Raw genomic sequence first — 25,223 nt, 5'->3', positions numbered from 1 at the left:
TGCACCTCCCCTTTTATTTAGCGTATGGATCATGTCCTTTAGCTTTAATGACTTCCTCGAGCTCGGGACTAATCACGAGATTTTTGGTGATTTTTTTCTTGTAATCGTACGATATGCCAAAGTTCTGATCCTCATGATCCTTCACATGCCCTTTCAGTCCGATCTGCGACATCGCCATCTCTGGCAGCAGTTCCTTGCTCGTAACGACCACATCCAGTTCAAACTTTTCTTTGAAGTGTTGCACCACAACCTTCTCAGCCTCCTGGTACAACGCCTGTTTCTCACTCTCGGTCATCTTCTGACACCCTCCCAGCAATATAGTGAACACCATCATCAGTGCGAATAAACTTCTCATCCATTTTGTGCGCGGAATAGCAATTCCCCCTTTTGACTCAAAGCTATGTAAGTAAAGAGCGCCCCCCTCACCTGTTACATGCATCATAGTACAAAATCAACATAAGGCGCATCCGCTCACAGGAGCGTTTTCCTGAAACTTTTCTCCTAGTTGATTCATACCTATATTTGGGTGTATATTACCCGCTTCTAAGACTGCTGTACCATTCAGGCCCTAACTTTTTCCATATGAAAAGCAAAAAACTTTCTTCCTAACACCTTCTGGTGTCAAAAAGAAAGCCTGCTTTGTTTACGATACTCCCCTAAAGTTCGAATTTTCTAAAAAAGAGCCTGCTCTTACAAGAGCGGCCCTTCTTGTTGGCCAGCCAGAAAGACCCGGCCTTCCCTTTTATTCAAGTACCATCCGTAACGCGGTCAGTAAGACCCCGATGATAAATCCGGTCACCGCGCCGTTGATCCGAATCCATTGCAGATCCTGACCCACTTTATCTTCAATCATTGAGATGAGTGAGGCATTGTCCATTTTATCTACATTTTCGCGTACGAGATTTCCGATTTTGGAGTGGTTTTTCTCCAGCAGTGTGGTAACACCTTCTACAATCTTGCCATTCATGCTTGTCATTAACGCATCATCTGCACGCAGATCTGCTAGAACCTTCTCTATCGCAGGCAGCGCATACGTATCTACGTAACGACCATCCTCCATCGCCACCAGTGCTTTATCTCGCATCTCAGTGAGCTTATTCAGCACGGTTTCTTCAGCATTCCAGCCATCCAGCAGATTATTCTTCCACCCGTTAAGGCCATTCTGCACAGCTTCGCTCACCGCAAGACGCATGGCCTGTGTACGAAGCATATCCAGCACTTTGTAACGCAGCGCACTGCCCTCCCGCTTCATATCCTCTACCCGGTCAAACAGATATCCTTGAATGATGCCGCCCAGACGTTCTTCATTCAAATAACCCATGAACGCATTCATCGCAAACTGCATGAGTCCATTCATCTGGATACCGCTAATGGCTTTCATGCCACTTTCACCCAGGAACAGAATCGTTTCCGGTTTGACCAGCCATTCCTCTGCCTGTTTCAGCGCATAATCCAAAGCCTGGGCATCATACCCTCGCTCCGTTACCTGTACAGCGGCCCGTTCGAGAATCGGTCCCAAGTCAAACGCTCCGGCCTGTGACTTGATCTCTTTGGCAACCATCGGAGCGATCTGCTCCAGCGGAAGCCCGGCCAAAATACGTTTGCACAACGTATCAATCATGGTTTTGATGCCGTCACTGTGCAGCTCCCGCCCCAATGTATCCAGCACAATCTCAGCTGCTTTGAAGCCAGCAATTTTCTCCGTAATGCTGTCCTTGTTGAGCAGATTATTCTCCACAGCGGAGACTAACCCTTCCGTCATTTTATCCCGGTTCTTCGGCAGTAACGCCGTATGAGGAATCGGGATGCCCAGCGGATGGCGGAACAACGCAGTTACCGCGAACCAGTCCGCAAGTCCACCCACGAGTCCCGCTTCAAACGAACCCACCAGCAGTTTACCCACTGGTACCCCTTGGAAAGGTAATGATGCTGCGAAGCCCGCTCCCATAATGACGAGAGACCACGCTGCTGCCGTTTTGGTTTTTTTAGGTTTAGCCATGATCATTTTTGCTCCTTTATCGTTAATCGCGCGGCTCGACTTGTCATACGAAATAACCACACTTTATGGTTTGATTATGTAAATGCATACGATCCATCATTTTCGTATACTCCATCTTATCACCCACAAGAGTCAAAACCAAACCTTCACTTTTATCTCAAATTAAAATCGAAGAACCCCTCTATAGATACAGAAGGGTCATGCAATACACGAAACGTATTATATTGTAGAGGTTCTTTGTTCAAACCATGCCAATGTCTCTGATATGGCATCGTCATGTGAAGTCACATTCTTCTTAAATCTTCTCTCATATTTTTCTGTGTCTACAACAAAAGGAGCTTCGTACAGATACAACATTTCTTTGAGTTCCCTCATATCAGAATTCAAAAGGGACATCACGTTCACAAAAAATTTAGGTGCTACACGAAACTTAGGCTCCTGATTTTTCAACCTATAGATACGCGTGATTATATCCCTGGTCGTCGTTGTCTCTGCACTCGGGATGTGCCATATCTGCCCATAAGACTCGTTGTCCTCTGCCAGCTCCACAAGCCCCTTTGCAAAGTCCTTAATGTAAATATAAGTATGAGGCAAATCTATATTTCCTAATACCTCTGATGGCTTACCATCAAGAACAGCTCCAAAGACACGTTCTCCCAGAGCAGAATCCAAAACTCCCGGACCGTAAAAGTCTGGCGCTCTACCGATTACAGCTTTCACTTCTCCTCTGTTATGCGCATCCAGTAGTGTCGATGCCATATTAGCACGAGTCACACCTTTACGTCCTGTAGCCCGATTGGGTAACCCCTCAGATAATTTTGATTGTGTTTGTCCATACATGTACAAGTTATCTGCATATACAACTCTCGCATTCACAGTTTGGGCTGCATATATCACTCCATCCATAATGGGCGGAAACTTCTCAGGCCATTCCTTATATGGAGCCTTGGCACAATGATAGATAACAGAAGCCCCCGAACAAGCCTTACTGAACTCTAGTTCATCGGTTGCATCTCCTCTAACTACTTCTACATTAGCCGGTGCTGGTGAATCGATCTTGCCACTCCGGTTAACCATTCGCACTTTTTTGTTCCTTAATAACAACTGCTCCATGACTGCCATTCCTAATGGTCCTGTACCTACCACAACGTGTAATTCGCCCATTTCCGTTATCAACGACTCCCTTTATCATAATTATGTATACTTCATTAAAAATGGACTAAATATGATCTACCTCTCTAAAAGGTAAACCTATGTGTGATCACTCCAATGCCTAATCCTAATAACGTATATGTATGAGTGATTGTAAATATATAGATTCCTATATAGGTTATATATACTAAATTTACTATATCATAGTGTTTTAGAATCATAAACCATTCTATTGTAAATAGTTACTATTGTTTAAATAAATAGCCCGTCCCTACTAAATATGTTTTAAATCAAAATTATACAAATTTAATTTTTTGCGAAGATTATATTCTAGAAAATTCGACCAATTACTAATATCGTAGTACTCTATATATAAGAAATTCACAGAAGAATTAGAGGAGGAATGACAGATCATGAAACACGTTCAGGACACAACTACGCTCAATAATGGAGTAAAGATGCCATGGCTTGGATTTGGCGTATTCAAAGTAAAAGACGGAGATGAGGTTGTAGATGCCGTCAAAACAGCGATAGAAGCTGGATACCGCAGCATCGATACTGCGAAAGTATATAACAACGAATCCGGTGTCGCTCAAGGCATTCGTGAATCTGGCATTGCTCGTGAAGATTTGTTTATTACAACCAAAGTATGGAACAGTGACCAGGGCTATGAGAGTACACTAGCCGCCTTCGAAGAAAGCATGAAACGGCTGGAACTTGAATATCTTGATCTCTATCTGATCCACTGGCCTGTCAAAGGCAAATATAAAGACACATGGAGAGCACTGGAAAAGCTCTATAAGGAAGGACGTATCCGCGCCATTGGCGTGAGCAACTTCCAGATTCATCATTTGGAAGACCTCATGATCGATGCGACCGTAAAACCAGCAGTCAATCAGGTGGAGCTTCATCCTCTCCTGACCCAGACGGAGCTGCGTGAATATTGCAGTAAACACGAAATTCAGATTGAAGCTTGGTCTCCACTTGGTCAAGGAAACCTGATGGATCATCCCTTACTTCAGGACATCGCTGCCAAATACGGCAAATCTCCGGCACAAGTCATTTTGCGCTGGGATCTGCAGAATGGCATCGTGACCATCCCGAAATCGGTAACCCCTGAACGTATTCATGCCAATACCAAGCTATATGATTTCGAGTTAACGACCGAGGAGATTGAACAGATTAACGGTCTGAACGAGAGTAAACGTTTCGGTTCCGATCCGGACAATTTTAACTTTTAAGAGCTTTACTACGTCCAGATCAGATCCGGCAGCTTCGAACAGTGCCTAGGACATCCCACCAGCATAATTAACAAAAAAGGGCGAAGCAGGATTAATCCCCCGCTTCGCCCTCTTTGTTATGCAATCCGAATTAACATTCTTATCCTTTGGACACCAGCTTAAAATCATCAAAGTGGAAACCCGGTGCAACGACACAAGTGACAAGCACCGGCTCATCGCCCAGTGGACGTGCCGTTTGCCATACACCGGCAGGAACAAGTACCTGCGGAGATTGTCCTGCCGCGATATCCATACCGAGAATCAGTACTTCCTCATTCTCCGGATTCTCGCCGTTGCCGCCCAATTTCAGTTCAATCGGACTGCCGCTATGCCATAACCACAGCTCATCCGATAGCACCGTGTGCCACTCGGATATCTCATGAGCATGAAGCAAGAAGTACGTTGAACTTGCCGAGAAGCGCGGACCCGAGTAAGCATCCGGTAATACGGATTGCGGGATTTGATAAGATGCTTTCCAAACTTCCTTATACCAACCACCTTCAACGTGTGGCTGCATATCCAGCGCAGCTACAAGCGGTGATAATTCATGTGTTGTCATAACTTGTTTCCTTCCTTCCAGCTCATATTCGGGGACGCTCCCAGACTGGAGCATAACCTCGCTCTCCCTACTCTAAAACAACATGTCCATTTTGTCACCTTTACAACGGTTAATCCTCAAACGGTTCACCTTTTTTATAAATTGTGTCGTGCCAAAAGAACCAGATTAACTTATTCAAAAATGAAGTTCACTCTTTATGATAGCGTTTACAAAAATATCACCTTTCCGTTATGATATGAGTATCAACCCCAAGCTGAAGTTGAGAGGAGTTGCCTAATGAGTCTCATTGAGGATCGAATCGGACCCAAGTATCGAATTGGTGATTATGCCTTTACCATAGAATATATGCGGAGACATGACGGAAACGCGATGCCGCAGCCTCATGCTCATCCTTTTTACGAACTATATTACCTGCTCGAAGGTGAACGGGTATACTCCATGAATGGACAGATTTTGCCTGCGCGAAAAGGCGACCTGGTTCTCATCAACCCGCATGATGTACACACCACTTCTAAAGGCAACAAACCTGGCTTCGAACGTATTCTCATTGGTTTTTCGCCTGCTTTTGCCACGGGTATGGAGCTAGGCATCTGCGGCCTGTTGCCATTCAAATGCTCCAGCCTCCTCCGTCTTCCCGAGTCAGATCAGCCTGAGGTTGAACGCATATTATGGCAGATGCTCCAGGAATGCAAAGAACGACGCCCTCACTATGAGATCGCCGTACGTAGCCTGCTGGCTCATCTTCTGATCCATATCCATCGGGCACAAGAGATGATCCGGGAATCCAATCCAGGCTCGCTACACCCGATGCAGGACAAGATCAGTGAGATTGTAACCTATGTAAATACACACTATACCGAACCTCTTACATTAGAAGGTGCAGCAGCCCGTTTCTATATCAGCCCTTCTTATCTTAGCCGAATGTTCAGCCGACTGACCGGATTCCGCTTCAGCGAATACTTGCGTATCGTTCGTGTTCGAGAGGCACAGCGAAGATTGCTTTCGACACAAGAGCGAGTGCAATTTATTGCAGAAAAGGTAGGGTTCGAGCATACTGCTCATTTTAACAAAACCTTTAAACAGATCACTGGCACAACGCCGCTGCGTTATCGCAAAGAACATCGATGAATGTAACTTCTTATCCAGACCTAGACTTCTCACACAAAACCAATTGGGCAGCCGTGCTCCAGCTCCAGTATATGCCCTTCTCTATCTCAAGAGAAGTTCGGGCGATGACTGGACTGTATACATGGCTGCCCTACTGCAATACTAACTTGATACCTACTTCTTGTGCTATCTTAAACGGCTGGCAAGATACTGCACCACAGAAATGTCACACCGTTTTATCTACGAATGATAACTCCACTTCGAACTTCCGGACTCACCGATATCTGCCGTCCTTCGGTATCTGCATCCGGTTCTCGACATACGATACCCGCAGATTCAAGGCCAGTGACCTTCAGCAGTTTTCCATCGGCCCCTACACCTCTAATGTCTTCTAGTGTTGCACCTTTGCAATTGTGAAGGTGAATCAGCGGACCTTCCGTGATGTGTGCCTGAAGCCCCGAAATCTGCAAGTGTTTCGCCTGAGCACACTGAATGCCTGTACGAGCTTCCACGCTGTAACGTTCAATACTTACGCTGTCCAGAGGCATCTCCGGCAAGCCGCTAACAAACAGTGCCGTATCAGCACCTGCGCAGACCACATCTGAGATGCGAATATCCCGGAACACCGGTGTCTCTTCGCTAACCTCTTCTGCAAGATCCCCACCGCGGGCAGACCCTTCCATATTGGCGTAGAAAAAGGAAAACGAAATAGCTTCCATGATGATATCCTTCATATAGATGCGCTCAATCTGAATATCCTCAACGATCCCCCCGCGTCCGCGTGCGCTCTTGAAACGCAGACCGATATCCGTGCCGATAAACGTACAATCCGTTACACGCACATGCCTTACACCGCCGGACATCTCGCTTCCGATCACAAAACCGCCATGACCATGATACACCGTGCAATCCCGAATCGTAACGTACTCCGATGGCAGCCCGAGTTCACGCCCCTCGGCATCTTTTCCTGATTTCATACAGATCGCATCGTCACCGACATCAAATATACTCTGCTCTACCAGAACATGACGACATGATTCAATATCCAGCCCGTCTCCATTTTGCGAGAACCAAGGGTTACGTACGTTTACTTTACGAATCGTCACATGTTCACATGCCCAAGGATGAAGGTTCCAGGCCGGCGAGTTCTGGAATGTAGGCCCCTCCAGCAGTACCCGTTTGCATTGGCGCAAGCTAACCATGTTCGGCCGCAAGAAATCCCGGATTTCTTCATGCGCAGCGAGATCACGTACTTTTTCCAGGTAGAGTTTCTCGGCAAGGGCACCGCCATCCATCGCAGATTGGGAAGGCCACCAGATCTGTTCATCCGTCGTTTCTGACGTTTCCACAACACCACCAGAGGCAAGCAGTCGCTTCCACTGGCCCGCTGTCATTTTGGAACGTTTCACCGGACGCCAGGCTTCACCACCACCATCCCAGATCCCTTCACCCGTAATCGCAATGTCTTCAAGTCCATCTGCATCAATTGGAGATTGACAGCGTACGACCTGCCAGCCCTCAAAACTTGATGCAATGAGCGGATACATGTCGAAATCCCGACTGAAGGTTACCAATGCTCCAGCTTGCACATGAAGTTCGATTCGGCTGCGAAGCACGATAGGGCCAGTAAGCCACACGCCGGAAGGAATAATGATCCTGCCTCCACCCGCGTCTGCACATGCCGCAATAACCAGCCGGAAGGCCTCTGTATTATCCGTAATACCGTCTCCAACAGCACCATAGTCGGTAATATGAAAATCATTTTTAGGAATAACAGGCATTTCCACTTCGTAAGCTTGAAGATCAGCTGCACTGCCTGACCCTGCAGACATTGGGGAACGGTATATGTTCATGGTACGAAATCATCCTTTCTACTGTGATTCTCTCGTTTCATCATATCAACGGCACGATAGGGACGGGTTGAGCTTTTTTGCCATGTACAGAGTGAACTTGATGTTATTTGTTATTTATATTCGTTATCCAATTTTATAAAAACAGGACACCAATTCCAGTTTACAATATACATCAATTCCAGTCATTGTAAATAAACTAGGAGTATAGATTCATTTTTCTGTCAGCATTCGTCACAAGAAAATCAATTATGTAACATATATATAACGTAAAATTGGGCCAAAGCCCTATAAAAACCATTACTTATGTCACGTTTTATTACAGACCAATTGCTATTAGCAGGATGTCTATGTATGATTAAATAACCACTTTGCAATAATACCTTTTTATTCCATTTTCACTCTCCATTGCAGAAAGGGTGTATGTTCTTGATTGAATTCAAACGTGTGCAAAAGCATTTCGGTCATTTCCATGTTCTCAAGGATATTCATCTTCGTATCGAAGAAGGAGAAGTCGTCGTTATTGTCGGACCTTCAGGCTCTGGCAAAAGTACACTGCTCCGCTGTATTAACCGCCTGGAGGCCATCAGTGAAGGCGAGCTCGTCGTCAGTGGCATTCCTCTGCATCAGAAAAAGGTGGACATCAACCTCTTCCGCCGCGACATCGGCATGGTTTTTCAACATTTCAATCTGTACCCCCACAAAAAAGTCATCGACAACATTACCCTCGCACCCGTCAAGGTGCGCAAACAACCCAAAGCCCAAGCAACAGCAACCGCTATGAAATATCTGGAGCGGGTCGGCATTGCCGATAAAGCAGACAGTTACCCTTCCCAATTGTCCGGTGGACAACAGCAGCGTGTAGCCATTGCGAGAGGACTCGCCATGGAACCGAAGATTATGCTTTTTGACGAACCGACATCCGCCCTTGATCCCGAGATGATTGGCGAAGTTCTGGATGTGATGCGCTCCCTTGCCCACAACGGCATGACCATGGTGGTCGTCACCCACGAGATGGGTTTTGCCCGTGAAGTGGCAGACCGGGTTATTTTCATGGACGAGGGACGGATCGTAGAAGAAGCGTCTGCAGCCGAGTTTTTTGACAACCCCCGAGAAGAAAGAGCACAACAGTTTCTTAGCCGCCTGATCCATCACTAACACCTCATCGTTCCCTCACCCAGACGTTAATTCACTCATTTATGCTCACTCCACATTTTGAAAGGGGTCTAAAGTTGATGAAAAATATAATAAAGTTACCGTCTTTAACGTTAATGTTGGTGCTTGTATTGTCTCTAGTATTATCTGGCTGTAACTCCACTGGTACAAACACACCCTCCACGAGCGGTGGGGGCGACGCAGAAGCGCAAGGCACGATTGAACGGATTAAGGAACGTGGCAAGCTGATTGCTGGCGTGAAATATGATACGAAGTTATTCGGACTCAAAGACCCGGCAAGCGGAGATGTGGAAGGCTTTGATATCGATATTGCCAAGGCACTCGCCAAGCAGATTCTGGGAGATGAAACGAAGGTCGAACTGAAAGAAGTAACGTCCAAAACACGGATACCCATGCTGCAAAACGGAGATATCGACATCATCATTGCCACGATGACCATTACAGATGAGCGGAAAGAGCAAGTGGACTTCAGTGATGTGTACTTCGAGGCAGGCCAATCCCTTCTAGTGAAAAATGACAGTGCCATCGCCGGTCTGGAGAGCCTGGATGGTGTGAAGGTACTTGCCGTGAAAGGCTCTACGTCCGCACAAAATATCCGCGAAAAGGCACCGAAGGCCGAAGTGCTGGAGTTCGATAATTATCAGGATGCGTTTACAGCGCTAAAAGCAGGCAAAGGCGAAGCACTGACGACCGATAACATCATCCTCATCGGTATGCAACAGACAGACAACAACTACAAGTTGGTTGGCGGCAATTTCACAAGCGAGCCTTATGGCATGGCGATTCGCAAGGGCGATACGGCTTTTGTAGAAGAAGTGAACAAGATGCTGAAAAACCTGAAGGATAGCGGCGAGTATGACACGTTGCATGAGAAATGGCTGGGTAGCAAGCCGGAGTAACGTTTAGCAGGCTACTTATGCTTAACTTAAACAGGTGCAGTGAATTCAGGCTTGTTGTGAGGTATTCCATGCGTCTGATGACGCCAAGTATAAAGACTGACGACATGACAGTTATGCAACTAAGGATGGGATAGTCCCTGTATCTGGGGATGGGCAAATCTACCATCAACTAAACATGCAATATGCACTGTTAGCATCTGCTGTATGCGAGAGATTCGCATGTAGCAGATGCGCTGCTGTTTTATTTTCACACCTGGAGAACGGGGGCTCTTGTTATGGGCACATTGGATTTTAGCGTACTGTTCCGACACTCCGACCGCTTTATGGAAGGATTTCTGAATACGATTCAAGTGAGCGTGATGGCTCTGATTGGCAGCTTTGTGCTGGGGGCCATTCTGGCGATCTTTCGAATCTCACCGGTCAAACCGTTGAACTGGTTTGGTACGGCCTTTGTTGAGTTTATCCGCAACATTCCGTTGCTGCTGGTGGTGTTTTTTTTCTATCTTGGGCTGCCTTCGCTGGGTATTTCTCTGGATGGATTTGTCGCAGGTACACTGGGACTAACCATATACACGGCCGTTTTCATCGCGGAAGCGATTCGGGCAGGCATTCAAACTGTACCTCGCGGTCAACTGGAGGCGGCACGTTCATCGGGACTGTCTTATGTACAGGCCATGAACTTGGTCATTCTGCCGCAGGCGATCAAAATTGTACTGCCTTCTATTGGCAATCAATTTATTAATCTGGTCAAAAACTCATCCATCCTGGCGGTTGTGGCCGGCATGGACTTGATGTATTTTGCTGACATTGTAAACTCCGATACGTTCCAGCCACTAAGTGTCTACACCATCGTTGCTCTGTTCTATCTGACGCTAACATTACCGCTCAGCTTTCTGGTGCATTATATGGAACGCAGATTCGGACAGAGTGATGCAGAAGCACGCAAACCCAAAGGGAAACCGAAGAAAAACAAACCTGCCGGGCAGGTTACGATGTAGGGATTTTCTAACACAGTCACATATGGTGATTCGCCAAGATCAGCATTAAATTAAGGCTCCACTGTCGCTTTAGAATGCTCTATTCGAGCTCAGTCTCCATGTCGCATATTAATTCGGCTTGATATTCAGCTTGAGCATAAGCATGCAAGGTAGCCTACGCAGATCACGCATTGAACATATATCGCTCACCGAAGGAGGCATCGAACGTATGGACTTTAGCGGGGCCTATGAATGGCCTAACCTTCGTTTCCTGCTGCAAGGTTTTTGGGTGACCCTTCAAGTTGCAGGCTTATCCATTGTGTTCAGCTTTGTGCTGGGCACACTGCTCGGTACGATACGATTTACACGAATTCCCGTCCTCTCCCAGATTGTGGCGGTCATCGTGGATACCATTCGTAACCTGCCTTTGCTGCTCATCATCTTTTTTATCCATATCGTGCTGCCACAGCTTGGTATTAAAATGCCACCCTTCTGGTCCACGGTTGTAGGACTGAGTCTGTTTGAAGGCGCGATGATCGCTGAAATCGTGCGAAGCGGTCTTAAGTCTGTAGAGCGCGGTCAGGTGGAAGCCGCCCGCTCCTCCGGCCTAAGCTACATGCAGACGCTAATCGGTATCATTATGCCACAAGCACTGCGCCGTATGTCTCCGCCCATGGTCAGCCAGTTCATCTCCCTATTGAAGGATACGTCACTGGCGATTATCATCTCCTTGCCGGAGCTGATGCGCAATGTACAGATCCTAGGTGGTCAAAGCTTCGATTACATCATCCCAGCGTTGTTGCTCGCCGCTGTACTGTATTTCATCATCAACTACTCCCTCTCCATCGTTGCCAGAAGGCTTGAGGCACGAATGAACTAGAGAAGTGGGCGTTGTTTTGGTTACGTTGTTTTGGTTCAGTTCTTTTGTTTGCTTCCATTGCTTGTTGCAACGGTTCGAAGCGAAGCTACTCTAGTGCTCCATGTTGAACGGTTTAAGACCACCGCTACGATTGCTCGCAATTCAGGCTCCTCCAGCTTCAATGCTCGAAGTGGAGTCGCTCGCAATATGAGCTAAACAAAGCAACGGTTCGAAGTTCAAAAGCTCCCATTCCACATTTTTCGTGGAATGGGAGCTTTTGAATTCTAACGATCTCAGATGAGCTTATTTAGCCATTTTTGAGGCATTTTCAATTCTAACGATCCGTAGGAAGCTTATTTTGCTAATTTCGATCATTTTCCATTCCATTTGGAGCAATCTCGGCAAAATAGCGTCGCTGGGGATCGTTAGAATTTTTATGTCACCTTTTTTGCCCGAATAAGGCTTCTGGTGATCGTTAGAATTTCGCCACTGTGCGGTTACGCTAACTTCGTTCCCTTTACCGAGTTATTCCGGCGTTGACTACTGTCTTAGGAGAGTAGATTAGCTTCAAAGGTTCGTAGTCCACACATTCTAACCCAAGTTACTCACGAAACCCCGTCTTCCCTCCCAACCAACTTAAGACGTTCTCACAACTTCTCCGCCCCGGCCCATTCTTATCCCAACCTTTCTACTCAAATTGCCGCACCATTTTGGCGCAACTCTGCTTGCAACAGTGATACAGGAAGATTCGCAGGCGCAAGTTTCAGCTTAACCGCCATAGCTGCAGCTGTTCCCGCAGCCTCTCCCGTTGCCATACAGCTCGGGGTCAGCCTCGTGGTGGCATGAGCCTCATGTGTCGTGGAGATACAGCGTCCGGCAGCCAGCAAGTTGCTGATATTTTGCGAGAGCAGCGAACGATAGGGAATATCATACGCACCATCTCCTTCAATAAAGGCTGCTGTCACGCCCTGCCCGGAGGGATCATGAATATCGATAGGATAACCGCTTCTAGAGACTACATCTTCGAACTTCCGCCCTGCAACGACATCTTCCTGAGTCAGCGCATAATGCCCAATGACACGTCTGGATTCACGAATACCGATCTGCGGGGCTACAGCCGAGATCGAAGCTCGTTCGAAACCCGGCACATCATTCTGCAGAAATTCGGCAATCATCAGCACCTGCTTCCGTCCTTCCTGTTCAGCTTGGGTTAAATCCATAGCATTGGTGGCATCAAGCCCCTGCACCCGGGTACAGTTAACCAACACTTCATCTGCCGCCGGTCCAGTAAAAAACAACACCTGATCGCGTTGAATCGGCACCGCCGCTTTCTTCCAGTGCGAATAGAAACCGCTCACGCCCGTTAACGGAATCGTATCCAGCTCGGCAAAGGGGGTTTTCTCATAAAAATCCTCCGGATGCTCCTGCATATACTGCTTCACACGCCCCAGATCCACGCCGCGCATACGAAACTTCATCGTCATGGGCTGAGACTGGCTGTCTTCCTCCCGTCCCTTCGCTATAGCAGCCCCAGCCAAAAAAGCCACATCCGCATCACCACTCGCATCGACAAATATGTTCGCCCGAATCTCCAGCTGACCGGATTTGTTCGTCACTCGCACTGCCTCTACTCGGTCATCCACTGCAGTAACACTATCTACGAAGCTGTGCAGCAACAGCCGAATACCCGCCTCTTTCAACATTTCTGCCGCAACTACCTGATACACAGCCGGATCGTACGGAGTGACGCTATGCACAAAACCAACCGTATCACGCAGATGCCCGGGAGAACCGCCGCGTGCCTGCAAACGATCCACAATCTCCTGTGCAATTCCCCGAATGACCTGCTCACCCTGCTCGGTATGAAACGTCATCCACGGATAGACCATAGCAGCCGTTGACATCCCGCCAACGAATCCGTAGCGTTCCACTAGCACCACGCGAACACCCTGTCTCCCTGCTGCAATTGCCGCCGCTATGCCTGCAGGGCCGCCTCCAACGATGACAACATCCGCCGTTTCTCTTTTCACATTCGCCATTTCATTCAAATGTGCCCTCTCCCTTCCATACGATACGCTGCCCTTCCATGTGAATAATGGATCGAAACCCGCTACCTACTCTCACTGATCCTCTTGCGCTCATCCCGCTCTTACCGTACTAAATCCATCCTTCTGTTACCTTTCAGTTCTCTCTCACTTCCCCCTTCCCTCCCAGTAGCTGCACGATCTCCTCACTCCACCACAACCCTTTTCCCAAACCGTTACAAATGTTCACACCCCTCATATTCATTACCTACCCCGCTTCCCGATCCCCATTACTCCTTCAACCCCGTCATCGCCACACCCTCAATAAAACGCCGCTGCGCCAGGAAAAAGACGATCAATAGCGGCACCGTTGCCATCACGGTCGCACTCATCAAATACTGCCAGGCTGTGCCCACCTCATCCGTGAACAGGGACAACCCCAGCGGCAATGTCATCAGCTCTCTCGAATTGATAAAAATCAACGGATCAAAGAACTCATTCCAGCTCGTCACAAATGTAAAAATGGTCAGAGTCGCCATACCCGGCTTGGCAAGGGGAAGCATAATCTGCCAATAAATCCGAAATCGGCTACAGCCATCAATCATGGCCGCTTCCTCCAGCTCGGTGGGCACCGTAAGAAAGAACTGCCGCATCACAAAGATGCCAAACACACCGCCCGCGCCAAAGATCGGCAGTAAAATCAGCGGAAGATGCGTATCAATCCACCCCAGCTCCCGCATAAACAGAAACATCGGAATCGCCGTGACTTCATGTGGAATCATCATCGCGCTCAACAAAATGAGAAAGACCACATTCCGCCCCTTAAACGGAATCTTGGCAAAGGCATACCCCGCAAGCGAAGCGAAAAACACCGTGCCAAGCACCACCAACGCAGAGATATACACACTATTCCCGTAAAAACGGTGAAACGGAATCAATCGAAACACATCGATATAATTCTGAAATTGCAAGCTGTCCGGTATCCACTGCGGTGGATAGGTAAATATGCTCTGCGGTTCCTTGAGGGATGTCGAGACCATCCAGATCAGCGGAACAATCATGATCAGCGAAATTGCCGTCAGGATCAAATAGGTGCCAACAGCAGCCCCGAACCTCCGGCCTGTCAAACTAGGCATCGCCTTCACCAAACACCCACCTCTTTCGGAGCTGCCATTGCAGCAGCGTCAGAATCAGCACAATCAGGAACAGCACATACGCAAGGGACGAAGCATAGCCGAACTGAAACAGCTTGAACGCTTTTTCCCAGATGTAATAGACCAGAACTTTCGTGCTGTTGCTCGGCCCGCCCTGGGTCATGACATAGATCTGTCCAAAGACTTTGAGCGACCCAATGACGGTCATCACTACGGTCAGAAATACGGTCGGCGTGATCATAGGCAGGGTGACGTTGAAAAAAGAAGCCCTTCTGCCCGCGCCATCCAGTGTCGCCGCTTCGTATAGAGAACGCGGAACCTGCTGAAGTGCTGCAATGAACAGCACCATGTTCAGACCGACATTTTTCAGCACACTCGTCACAATGACCGCAGGCATGGCCAGGTTCGGATCGTACAGCCAAGCAGGGCCTTTAATCCCCATCATCAACAATAGCTGATTGATCAGCCCCGACTCTGTTGCATACATCAGCTTCCACACGATGGCCCAGACAATTAATGACGTCATTACCGGGACAAAAATGGCCGTTCTGAACAGGCCGATCCCTCGAATGCTTTTGGATAAGAGCAGGGCGAGCAACAAAGCGAGTACGATATTCAGCGGCACCAGACCTGCCGTAAAATAAACCGTATTGCCAAGCACTTCCCAGAACATAGCGTCCGTCATAATATCCCGGTAATTGTCCATTCCGATAAAATGATGATCCCCAAGCAACGGCCAATCCGTCAGGCTCATATAAAACGCAAGTCCCATCGGGAACAGAAGTAGCAAAGCAAAGCCCAGCACCATCGGTGAAATAAACAACCAGCCAGCAATCTGCGCTTCCCTGGCGAGCGGCCCTCCGCGTCTCCGCTTGTTGGATCGGCTCACGAGCCATCCCTCCTTGGACTCGAACCATCTAAAGGTTCCATAGGCTCGGAAGGGTCTAAATGTCCGGCAGCTAACGATTCAGAAGCAGACTGTTCCGAGCACAAAGGCTCCATTTGCCCCAGACGATCTATCGCATTGCGGAAGCTACTTACCGCTCTACGCAGCTCATCCTCCGTTTTGCCTGTAACCATGGCCCCAAGCATAATAGCCTTGATGCCACTATGGTGAAGCACGGGAACATCCTCCGGCACCAGCTTACGCTGGGAAGGGACAAGTACCGGTACCCCGGCCTGCAAAACCAGCTGCCGATAATGAAGCACGTCCGCAAAGCTGAGCGGGGTGCCGTATTCTTTGCCGGGTACAATCGAAGCCTCCAGTGCAGTAAAGCCGAAATGTGTAGCAGATGCGAGTAGAGAAACATCATACTCGTTGTTAATCGCAAACGTAGATTCCAGCCCAAGATTTTGCAACATAAAAGAAGGCAGATGATGCGCATAGATGGAGTAGAAGTCAAAGCCCATACCTGCCAGTCGCTCCACATCTTCTCTGCATGTCCCTTCAATACTGCCGGATGGCACAACGCCGAACGGACCACCGAACTCCGAGCGAATCGCACGAAATACCTCGGTGTATTCGTCCAGCCGGCCAAAATGGTTGCCGCTTGCGCGATGGCCCACATTAAAGTGCACCTTCAGAGCATCCGCCCCTTCTTCCCATGCCGCCCGAGCCAGTGCGAGATCATTCCCGGGCAGACTGACGATGAGCGACAGCGGTTTTTGCTCCAGCATAACTTGCAGTTGACCTGTCTTTTGCATATTTTGCTTAGCACAAAGTTGACCGACTTGATGTGAATGTTGCGGCTTCTGGGAGTTCTGCGGGTTCTGCCAACTCTGAGAAAGCTGCATCTGTTGTGACTCCTGTGTCTGTTCCGTCCTCTGCGACCGCTGCTGCATCTGCTCCGTCTGTTGACCCTTCTTCATGTCTTCCACCTAGTTCATCTCCTCACTTCTCGCACTCTTCATACGCCTCATTCGCTTTTTTTCGTTATTTTTCTTTTCGTCATTTTCCTGTCTTCCCTACGCTCTATTCACATTTACGCTTCATCTCCCGCACTCCTTCACTCTCTGACTCCTTCACTCTCTGCCTGTCGTCAGGGCTGCAATATGCGCTGCACTTCGGTCTGCATCTGTTTCAAATTATCCTCTGGCGAGGCTGTACGGGCGAATAAACGGTCAAAACCTTGCAGTACCGCATTATCAATATCCTGCCAGCGGATATGTCCCGGAATCAGACGAGCTTTCGGCATTTCATCAATGACCGCCTGCACGATATGCTCTTTGCTCGGGTTGTTCGGCTGCTGGATGAAAGCGTCGGAGTTCAGCACCGAAGTACGCGCAGGCACAAAATACGTCGCGGTGGCCTGAGTCCCCTGTTCGCTGGCAAAATACTTCAGCAGCTTCTTCGTTTCCTCCGGATGTTTGCTATCCTTAAACATGGCATAGCCCGCTTGCCCCAGCATTGGTACGCTGCCCTGTGAGCCAGACGGCATAGGTGCAATACTCCACTTAAAATCCTTGATCTCCCTTGCTTTGGACACATAGCTGTAGTTATCGAAGAACATGCCCACATGGCCTGCATCAAAGCTCACCTGCTCGCCCGCTTTCGGGTGAGATTCGTCGTTAAACATCATGCGCTCCAGCATGGCAAAGGTCTGTACACCGTACTCATCATTCCAGGTAAACGCTGTCATATCTTCGTTGAACGGCCCGCTTCCGTTAGACCAGGAGTATGAAGAAAGCACTGCCCAGGTCTTCCAGTCCCGAAAAAAGTTAGCCCCATAGATACGATTCGCCGCATCCTTGCTGGTTATCGCTTTGGCAGAAGCCTCGAAATGCTCCCACGTCCACTCGCCTTTGGCAGCCAGCGTACTCGGATCGGTCAGCCCAGCCTTGTCAAACAGCGTCTGATTATAAAACATCACCACAGGCGGTGTGGAGAACGGCAAGCCTAACAGTTGATCTCCCTCACGGAAGAGATCCAGCGTGCTGGGAATGTAATCGTCCAGCTTGAATTGTGTATCATCCTTGAACGCCGACACGTCGGCCAGGATGTGATTGGACTTGAACTGTGGTATCATGCGTTCCGATACCCAGGCCAGATCAGGGAGCGAGCCGCCAGCGGCAAGCACCGATATTTTCTGCTGATAATCGGCAAAGGGTACCGATTCCATCGTTACCTTAATGCCCGGGTTCTCTTTGGTAAAGCCATCAATGAGCTTGTTGTACACATCAATGTGGGCCTGATTCCCCCACATCATGAATTTCAGTTCTACCTTGTCGTTCTCTCCACCAGAGGCGTTAGAAGCCCCGCCCGTATTGGTGCTTGTGCACCCGATTAGAGCTGTGATCATAAGTACGAGAATCAGCATCAGTCCTGCCTTTTTCATGGAAATCCCCCTTATGGACGTTATGGTATCCTGTGCCACCTCAGTATATCGAAAGCATTGCTTACTCCTAAATCACGTCAGTTGCAGAAATGGTACGTTTTTTAAAGAGATTTACTCGTGGCTCTGTCCCTGGCCTCATACAGCACTCGCCTAAATGCTCTCTGTGCTACGCTCTTTCATACTCTCTAAACCAAGAGGCATTTTGCTAGTGCTACTCTCTTACCTGTACTCTCTGTTTCTTACTACTCCCCACGCTGCACATCATATCCATCACGATACTCCCCTGCCGTACATCCCATCTGCTGTTTAAAAACCAACATGAAATGTTTCGGACTCTGAAACCCGGATAACCGGGCAACGTCATAGATTTTAAGTCCGGTGTTGACCAGCAGCCATTTGGCCCGCTCCATTCGTGCCTCCGCGATATATTCGGAATAGTTGATGCCCGTCTCGGTTTTGAACAACTGGCTCAGATACGTCGGGTTCAGATTGACCAGTGAAGCAACCGTCTGGAGCCGCAGGTCACCATCGGGATGCTGATGGATGTGCTCTTTCACGCTGCGAATAATTTTGCGGGGTTCCCCGTGTTCCGGGTTGGCAGTGCCAGAGGTTTCGGGGATAGGAAGTGTGGAGCGGCCGGTTCTACGGTCCAGCAGCGATTGCATTTTTTGCAAACTTTTCACCAGTTCATGGCGTTCGATTGGCTTCAAAAGATAACTTAATACCCCGTGTTCCATCGCCCTGCGTGCATATTCGAACTCCCCGTACCCGCTGATGATAAGCATGAGCAGATCAGGGTACATCTCTCTCGCTAATGAAACCAGCGTTAATCCATCCATCTCGCGCATACGGATATCCGTGATTAATACATCCGGCACTTCACAGCGCAGTACCTCCAGTGCCTCGGCTCCGCTTGCCGCTTCCCCCACTACCTGAAACTGAGGGGATGCCTGTACAATCAACTCTCGTAATCCCTGGCGGATCACCGTCTCATCTTCGACAAGTAGCACTTTATACATGCGTATCAATCCCCTTTCCGTTGAAGGTGAATGGATAAGGTAACCACCAGCCCATGTCCAGGACTTCCATCAACCGTTAGTCCGCTGTCTTTTCCATACACCAGATGCAGCCTTTGAGCAATATTGTGTAGTCCCAGACTCTCCCCGGCATGACGGTGCAGAATGGGATTAGCGGGTGGGTACACGTTTTGTCCAGAAACGGTCTGCCCAGAAACAGAAGCATTTAACCGATCCAGTTCCTCCTGTTCCATCCCTTTGCCGTTGTCCCGAACACTGATGAGCAGTTCCTGATCGAATAAAACGGCAGATATCCAGATCATGCCGCCATTATTACCACCCGTGCTGCCGCCTGCTAGCCGTCCTTCGATCCCATGGCAGATTGCATTTTCCACCAGCGGTTGCAGGATCAGCTTGGGAACAAGACAGTCGTTAACTGCTTCCTCCATGTCATAGATGATCTCCAGTTCACCGTTGTAACGCACTTGCTGAATTCGTACATAAGAATCGACAAACGCCAGCTCTTCCCGCAGCGTCACCATGCGATCTGCCTTATCAATGGTGTATCGCAGCAGCTTGCCAAGCGCTGTCACCATTGCAGATACTTCGGCATGCCTCTGGCGGACAGCCATCATGTTGATCGACTCCAGTGTGTTGTATATAAAATGAGGGTTCATCTGGCTCTGTAGCGCCGACAGTTCTGCTTCCCGTTCCTGAATTTCCAGCATATACACCTCATGGAACAGACGATGGATCTCCTCCATCATGCGGTTAAATCCCCTGCTGATCTGCCCCAGTTCATCACTGCTGTATTGGGTAACCCGCTGGCTGAAATCACCCTGTTCCACCCGAATCATATGATGTTTCAGACGAATAAGCGGACGGGTGACCCTATACGATACGAGTACGGCGAGAATCGCTACAGCCGCCATACAGAGAAGGGCAAGTCCCATCGTGAAAGTCAGCATCTCCCCCGACTCCTTTTGAATGACCGTAATTGGCGTCAGGCTGATCACAGACAACCCTGAATATACTGAATGATGCCTTACATGGAGGTAGGAATGTCCATCCAGTGCTATCTTCTGATTGTCTGCATAATTCTGAAGCTTTCCATGGGATAACAAAGGAGTATAAGCAGATAACCCGTCCGTAGACGTTTTTTCAAAAATAAGACGTTGCTGGCTGTCTACGATCATCAGGCTTGCTTTTTGCTCAAAATTCAGGTTGGATAATAGCTGCCCAAAGGCCTCCAGCCGGATATCGATCAAAATGTACCCCAGCCGCTGTAGCGTTCCCGGATCACGCAGCTCTCTGCCCACGGTGATGTATACCGCTTCCTGACCACTTACGTAGTAGCCGGGAATATGCGGAGGAAGCAAGTGCCATATGCCTTCGGTGCCCCTTAATTCGGCAAACCATTTCTCTTGGCTGGCGTTCCAGACGGGTTTGACCGCAAGGGAGTCCAGATTAGAGAACAGGATGCCGCTATTGCTGATCAGATGAATGCCTCGAATCTCTGGCCGATCATAGGCCTGAGCTGACGTATACAGCTTCATTTTCTGATAATCATCCGACTTCGCCCAAGTCCCTGCACCCATCGCCCCATCGTACTTCCTCAGGATGCCAAGAACAGTCTGGTCATAGAGCGGCAAGAGCGACAACCGCTCAAAATCCTTCAGCATTCGGTTCAGATTGGTGTTGATCTGCCGCACCATATCAATGGTGAATTGCTCCGTTTTCCGATCCAGCGTCTGTGAAAAATGGGCGTAGCTCATTACCCCCTGCAAACTAAGCGGCAAGAGCGTCAATGCCAGAAAAAGCACTAGCAGCTTGGAGCGCAGGTTTATGCTTTTTCGGATCGAGCTGAAATCTATGAAATCTCGAATAGAACAAAAACTGCGCATCAATTGAAAAGCACGCCTAAAGCAACTAGAACAAAAAGCCTGTATAAGTTCCACACCCTTCCTGCCATTCACTTGTCCCCCTCCTTCGTTGAATCATTGTATGAAACCTTGCTGTTGTTCAATGAAATGATTCATCCGATGGAACAAACAGATGCATCAAACAGGATGAATTGAGGTCATCATATCCAGTTTAGAGATGCGGCGCCTATCCCGTAAGCTATGGATTTAGTAAGAAATTTTAAGAGGGAGGTGGATAGAGGTTGTTCTGGGAGCAGTTTGAAAGATGTGTGGCACTTCGTTCGGGACAGCATTAAAAAGCCGACTGCAACATTGCAGTCGACTCCTTTTTGGCATCTAATAGGTACAGCCTAGATTAAGCAGGTTTTATTGGGGTGGGTGCTTCTTATAGACTCCATGATTCTTCTAAATCCTCGAAGAAAAGAGATTGTCACATCAAAAAACCGACTGCATTAAGCAATCGGTTGTCTCTTCATCATATGTTTATATTGGAAACGATAATATTCATTGATTAGCTCATCCAAAACCATGGACTGTTCGAGGACTTTGTTATCCTGCATGCCATGATTCTCCGCCAACCGACGTAACTTTTGTCTATCCCGTTCAATTCGATCTTTAATCTGCAACGGTTCACTCACAGCATACACCCCCTCTTTGTATAACATAATAGGATAGATTGCCAAAAAATTCATATTTTGTTCCTTTGCAAAATGAAATGATTGTTTGCAGGGTATTAGTTTCATAAGCCATATTTTTGTGAATAATTCTTATAATCACTCAAACCACAAAATATAGATCTAAAAAACAATGCAACGTCTACATTTCGTATGTAAAATATCTTTTGAAAATACATGCAATAAATCCAATGATGCTTCACTATAACTAACTCAAAGCCTTTCCTGGAAATTGTATCCTCCTTTTCTTGGAAGAAACTCTTCAAAGTCACAAGATGCTATTGCCTTATAACCGGCATCCCATAACTTTATTAATAAATTTGTTACTTCTACAACAAAAGCATTATTCTCTACATTTTCAGCAGCTTTAATTTCTATACAATATCTGTAATATAGAAATTTATCATTTCCTAAATTCCTTCGATCTTGGTTGAAATCTCCATTGTTGAAAATATAAATATCTGCTTGTTCTGTAGAAAAGTATGAGCCACTAATCGTTCCGTATCCAATCTTAGATATTATCTCTATAACTTCTCCTTTTTCAGAGTCAGTATCTAAAAATATTTTTGTAAATAAATCAATGTTTTCATCCATTGAAATCACCTCGCATTATTTAAGTGACGTTGACTATAAATAACTTGCTTAATCTGCTAAATAACGTTATTACATGGTACTTCATTTTTTTCAAAAGATTCTTTGAACCATTCGTAGTTATCATGAATACATTCCTTTTCGACTTCACTTAAATCAAAATATCTTTCTATAATTGCATTTAGAAATCAGATGAGAGTGACTCTCCAAATGGTTGTAAGCTATCGGTTGATAAATTATCCATTATAGCCCCAATCAATGCTGCAGATGAATTTGTTAATTTCTGCTAAATAATCTCTTTTGCTTTTTCTTGGTCAACTTCATAAAGCAAATTAAATGCAACAGCTATTCAAAATCTAGTCGACCAACGCACTTTCTAAATCCTTATTGTCCATAAGTCAATCATGGTGGTATCTGACCATAATTAGCCTGTTTGGTTTGTTGTACCGGCATAGCGTTATTTATTTCAAGCATTTGATCTGTATACAAACGAAATTGAAGAAATCTTTATACGAGTATTACATGGGTTAGGTCCTTATGAAATCAGCCCCCGATTATTTCAGCGCAGGGGGCAATTTATAATACGTTAACATTAACTAAAAAGCCCTACTCTTTTAGCACCTCGAAAAATTCAGATATATTGAGGGCAACCTCTTGTGTCACAGGAGAAAATTCCTCTGACTCTTCATGAAACCAAATAACTACTGTAGGCTCTTGTGTTTCTCTGAAATCTAAACAAATAAAATCTCCTGAAAAAAGTGCCGCGATCGGAACTACATTCATTCCGATTAAATCCTCATTGTCAGTTAATCTATCCCCTATTTGTGTAATAGTAACCTCAATATCATACCAACCATTTATGGGATCAGACTCACTGTCATCTAGTACACACAAAAATTTCTCGATAAGACATTCATGCTGATTAAAACTAAAAAACATTAGTGATTGGTACAGCTCCATTATTCTCCTTAATAAAGATTCTATAAGCTTCGGGAAATGAAACTCTCAAGCTTCGTTCGACTACATCTAGTAATCCATCGCTCGGCAACGGTAGAACAACTGTATTAAAATCCATTTTCATTTTTGCCACTTCCTATATTTTATCTTTTAGCGTGTACTCAACCACCTGGAGCCCTTCTACCTTTATGTATACCAAAAGATACTAATTCTTTTCTACCGTTAATTTCAGAATGATGCCATGTTGTTCCATGTGGTCGTTTCCCACCTGGAAGTTGTGAATCAAGCCATTGGAACTGTTTTAGATCGGTCTCCTTCCAATAATTTTTAGGTAACTGTAAAATAACAGGTTTACCAGCAATCTTTATGATTAAACCAGCTTTTACGAAATCCGGATGTCTTGTGCCAGGATTCATAGGTACATCAGGTATCTTTTTCAATTCTTTCGCGCATTCTCTAATTAACTTGATCTGCTTTTGAGTCAAAGAATTTCCACCTGGTATATTTATCCATTTTCAAGGGGTATTTGAATTAACTTTGTCAGCATAAACTGTAGCATAGTCATCTAATACCTCATTAAACTTCTTATTACCTGACAAAAAATTGTTAATATTATTTAAATGAGGTGATTTTATATTTCCAAAAGCCTGGTAAAGCCGACTTTAAGCTGTATTATATGTCAAAATTATTGCATTCTTTAATAGAGGGCCCTTCTCGCATCTCAAAACGGAAAGGCTTTATGCTTAAGAAGCATGAACAATTCAGAGCGGAGAATTGCAACTACGTCCCATTTTTACTACCAAAACCTAGCACAACGCTAACTAAACAAACTGCCTTCAGTATAGTTCCGAAAGCAGTTCATAACTTAGCGACTTTTTTTAAATTATATTAAATGGCCTTGACCATACATCACCCCCATAGCTTTTATTATGAAGTAGGACACCGGCTGGGATTAAATAAAAAAACATGGCCAGACGGCTACTGTTAACTGAGAAAAGGAGTTCCACTTCTTAGCCCCGTCTAGAAGAAGACATAGATCTCTTGTCTACTTTGCTGATCCTTACTCATCCTGGCAGCAGGGCTCAAACGAGAATATCTATGATCTCTTGTGAGAGTTCTTTCCCAAAAGGTCTTACCATCTCATTAACCACAAATCATGAAAATGTTTGGGGCTGGAAGACCACTCACGAATTCTGACTATTATCAAGTGCATCTAAGGTTTCATCGCTTATATTAAGGGGTTCCCTTTCAACTCGCTTTGTAAGCGAAAGAAGATCAGTAGCACCGGCTACATTTAAATAACCTCCTCTTATAAAGAAATGTCCTCCTCTCTCATAAAGCTTTATTGCTGGCTCTAACAAATCTTTATTATCAATAGCGATTTGATTTCCTTCATCCCTGAGCGCATTTAATTCTAAATAACTTTTGGCGATTTCTCTAACATAACTGTTGTCGATCTCCTTTAATATTTGCAAATCATCAACATTCATCTGTGGTTTAATTATAGAATTTGAAATAACAATAAAAGGATACCTACAAGGTCCAGGGTAGTATTTGAGAAATAGTGATGCTCTTCTTAAGTATTCTTTACTCAGGTGAACATGTGACCTTGCTTGCTTGTTCCCAATAATACTCCAATCTATTGCAGAAATACGCTTAATTGCCTGATTGAGATTCTCCATAAATTATTTC

Annotated in this window: 23 protein-coding genes; 6 read left to right on the top strand and 17 right to left on the bottom strand. The window is 46.6% G+C overall.

What is annotated here, in order from left to right:
- Positions 1 to 13: 13 nt before the first annotated feature.
- The 3 genes from AC1VYS_RS02235 to AC1VYS_RS02225 form a co-directional block, all read right to left on the bottom strand.
- The gene (locus AC1VYS_RS02235; RefSeq protein WP_482912812.1) at positions 14 to 355 is read right to left on the bottom strand and encodes a hypothetical protein; all 342 of its coding nucleotides are present in this window, start codon (positions 353 to 355) and stop codon (positions 14 to 16) included.
- A 387-nt stretch (positions 356 to 742) separates the two neighbouring features.
- Positions 743 to 1,999 (bottom strand): DUF445 domain-containing protein, encoded by a 1,257-nt coding sequence (locus AC1VYS_RS02230; protein ID WP_482912811.1) that lies wholly within the window; start codon positions 1,997 to 1,999, stop codon positions 743 to 745.
- Positions 2,000 to 2,218: 219 nt separating this feature from the next.
- Positions 2,219 to 3,163 (bottom strand): NAD-dependent epimerase/dehydratase family protein, encoded by a 945-nt coding sequence (locus AC1VYS_RS02225; protein WP_482914886.1) that lies wholly within the window; start codon positions 3,161 to 3,163, stop codon positions 2,219 to 2,221.
- 401 nt (positions 3,164 to 3,564) lie between these two features.
- On the opposite strand from AC1VYS_RS02225, the gene AC1VYS_RS02220 reads away from it, so the two are divergent.
- Positions 3,565 to 4,392: an aldo/keto reductase gene (locus AC1VYS_RS02220; RefSeq protein WP_482912810.1), complete on the top strand. Its 828-nt coding sequence runs from the start codon at positions 3,565 to 3,567 to the stop codon at positions 4,390 to 4,392.
- A gap of 139 nt (positions 4,393 to 4,531) precedes the next feature.
- Here AC1VYS_RS02220 and AC1VYS_RS02215 read toward each other — a convergent pair whose 3' ends face one another.
- Positions 4,532 to 4,990, bottom strand: a complete 459-nt coding sequence (locus tag AC1VYS_RS02215; protein WP_251509741.1) for a cupin domain-containing protein — start codon at positions 4,988 to 4,990, stop codon at positions 4,532 to 4,534.
- Between the two features lie 276 nt (positions 4,991 to 5,266).
- On the opposite strand from AC1VYS_RS02215, the gene AC1VYS_RS02210 reads away from it, so the two are divergent.
- Entirely contained in the window at positions 5,267 to 6,118 is an 852-nt protein-coding gene (locus AC1VYS_RS02210) for a helix-turn-helix transcriptional regulator (protein ID WP_482912809.1), read from the top strand.
- A 215-nt stretch (positions 6,119 to 6,333) separates the two neighbouring features.
- Here AC1VYS_RS02210 and AC1VYS_RS02205 read toward each other — a convergent pair whose 3' ends face one another.
- Positions 6,334 to 7,950: a glycoside hydrolase family 28 protein gene (locus tag AC1VYS_RS02205; protein ID WP_482912808.1), complete on the bottom strand. Its 1,617-nt coding sequence runs from the start codon at positions 7,948 to 7,950 to the stop codon at positions 6,334 to 6,336.
- A gap of 420 nt (positions 7,951 to 8,370) precedes the next feature.
- On the opposite strand from AC1VYS_RS02205, the gene AC1VYS_RS02200 reads away from it, so the two are divergent.
- The 4 genes from AC1VYS_RS02200 (at position 8,371) to AC1VYS_RS02185 (ending at position 11,879) form a co-directional block, all read left to right on the top strand.
- A complete protein-coding gene (locus AC1VYS_RS02200) occupies positions 8,371 to 9,105 on the top strand; it encodes an amino acid ABC transporter ATP-binding protein (protein WP_482912807.1) in 735 nt (244 codons plus the stop codon).
- 77 nt (positions 9,106 to 9,182) lie between these two features.
- Positions 9,183 to 10,022, top strand: a complete 840-nt coding sequence (locus AC1VYS_RS02195) for a transporter substrate-binding domain-containing protein (protein WP_482912806.1) — start codon at positions 9,183 to 9,185, stop codon at positions 10,020 to 10,022.
- A gap of 275 nt (positions 10,023 to 10,297) precedes the next feature.
- Positions 10,298 to 11,020 (top strand): amino acid ABC transporter permease, encoded by a 723-nt coding sequence (locus AC1VYS_RS02190; RefSeq protein WP_482912805.1) that lies wholly within the window; start codon positions 10,298 to 10,300, stop codon positions 11,018 to 11,020.
- Positions 11,021 to 11,228: 208 nt separating this feature from the next.
- Positions 11,229 to 11,879, top strand: a complete 651-nt coding sequence (locus tag AC1VYS_RS02185) for an amino acid ABC transporter permease (RefSeq protein WP_154959977.1) — start codon at positions 11,229 to 11,231, stop codon at positions 11,877 to 11,879.
- Positions 11,880 to 12,550: 671 nt separating this feature from the next.
- Here AC1VYS_RS02185 and AC1VYS_RS02180 read toward each other — a convergent pair.
- The 12 genes from AC1VYS_RS02180 to AC1VYS_RS02125 form a co-directional block, all read right to left on the bottom strand.
- Positions 12,551 to 13,897, bottom strand: a complete 1,347-nt coding sequence (locus AC1VYS_RS02180) for an FAD-dependent oxidoreductase (RefSeq protein WP_482914885.1) — start codon at positions 13,895 to 13,897, stop codon at positions 12,551 to 12,553.
- Positions 13,898 to 14,172: 275 nt separating this feature from the next.
- On the bottom strand, positions 14,173 to 15,018 hold the full coding sequence (locus AC1VYS_RS02175; RefSeq protein WP_482912804.1) for a carbohydrate ABC transporter permease: 846 nt from the start codon (positions 15,016 to 15,018) through the stop codon (positions 14,173 to 14,175).
- Positions 15,011 to 15,844: a carbohydrate ABC transporter permease gene (locus AC1VYS_RS02170; protein ID WP_482914884.1), complete on the bottom strand. Its 834-nt coding sequence runs from the start codon at positions 15,842 to 15,844 to the stop codon at positions 15,011 to 15,013. The genes AC1VYS_RS02175 and AC1VYS_RS02170 overlap by 8 nt, the downstream gene beginning before the upstream one ends.
- A 77-nt stretch (positions 15,845 to 15,921) precedes the next feature.
- A complete protein-coding gene (locus AC1VYS_RS02165; RefSeq protein WP_482934461.1) occupies positions 15,922 to 16,905 on the bottom strand; it encodes a hypothetical protein in 984 nt (327 codons plus the stop codon).
- Between the two features lie 170 nt (positions 16,906 to 17,075).
- On the bottom strand, positions 17,076 to 18,371 hold the full coding sequence (locus AC1VYS_RS02160; RefSeq protein ID WP_482912802.1) for an ABC transporter substrate-binding protein: 1,296 nt from the start codon (positions 18,369 to 18,371) through the stop codon (positions 17,076 to 17,078).
- 242 nt (positions 18,372 to 18,613) lie between these two features.
- Entirely contained in the window at positions 18,614 to 19,390 is a 777-nt protein-coding gene (locus AC1VYS_RS02155; protein WP_482912801.1) for a response regulator transcription factor, read from the bottom strand.
- Positions 19,391 to 19,395: 5 nt separating this feature from the next.
- Entirely contained in the window at positions 19,396 to 21,162 is a 1,767-nt protein-coding gene (locus AC1VYS_RS02150) for a sensor histidine kinase (RefSeq protein WP_482912800.1), read from the bottom strand.
- A 599-nt stretch (positions 21,163 to 21,761) separates the two neighbouring features.
- Positions 21,762 to 21,947: an aspartyl-phosphate phosphatase Spo0E family protein gene (locus AC1VYS_RS02145; RefSeq protein ID WP_261764645.1), complete on the bottom strand. Its 186-nt coding sequence runs from the start codon at positions 21,945 to 21,947 to the stop codon at positions 21,762 to 21,764.
- Positions 21,948 to 22,196: 249 nt separating this feature from the next.
- Positions 22,197 to 22,577, bottom strand: a complete 381-nt coding sequence (locus tag AC1VYS_RS02140) for a 1,4-dihydroxy-6-naphthoate synthase (protein ID WP_482912799.1) — start codon at positions 22,575 to 22,577, stop codon at positions 22,197 to 22,199.
- Between the two features lie 603 nt (positions 22,578 to 23,180).
- Complete coding sequence (locus AC1VYS_RS02135) at positions 23,181 to 23,513, bottom strand: SMI1/KNR4 family protein (RefSeq protein WP_482934460.1); 333 nt, start codon at positions 23,511 to 23,513, stop codon at positions 23,181 to 23,183.
- Between the two features lie 179 nt (positions 23,514 to 23,692).
- Positions 23,693 to 24,016, bottom strand: coding sequence for an HNH endonuclease (locus tag AC1VYS_RS02130; RefSeq protein WP_482912797.1), 324 nt, complete (start codon positions 24,014 to 24,016; stop codon positions 23,693 to 23,695).
- A 699-nt stretch (positions 24,017 to 24,715) separates the two neighbouring features.
- A complete protein-coding gene (locus tag AC1VYS_RS02125; RefSeq protein WP_482912796.1) occupies positions 24,716 to 25,213 on the bottom strand; it encodes a hypothetical protein in 498 nt (165 codons plus the stop codon).
- Positions 25,214 to 25,223: the final 10 nt, after the last annotated feature.

It is taken from the genome of Paenibacillus sp. G34, from assembly GCF_056856875.1.
This window is presented reverse-complemented; position numbering and strand designations above follow the sequence as displayed.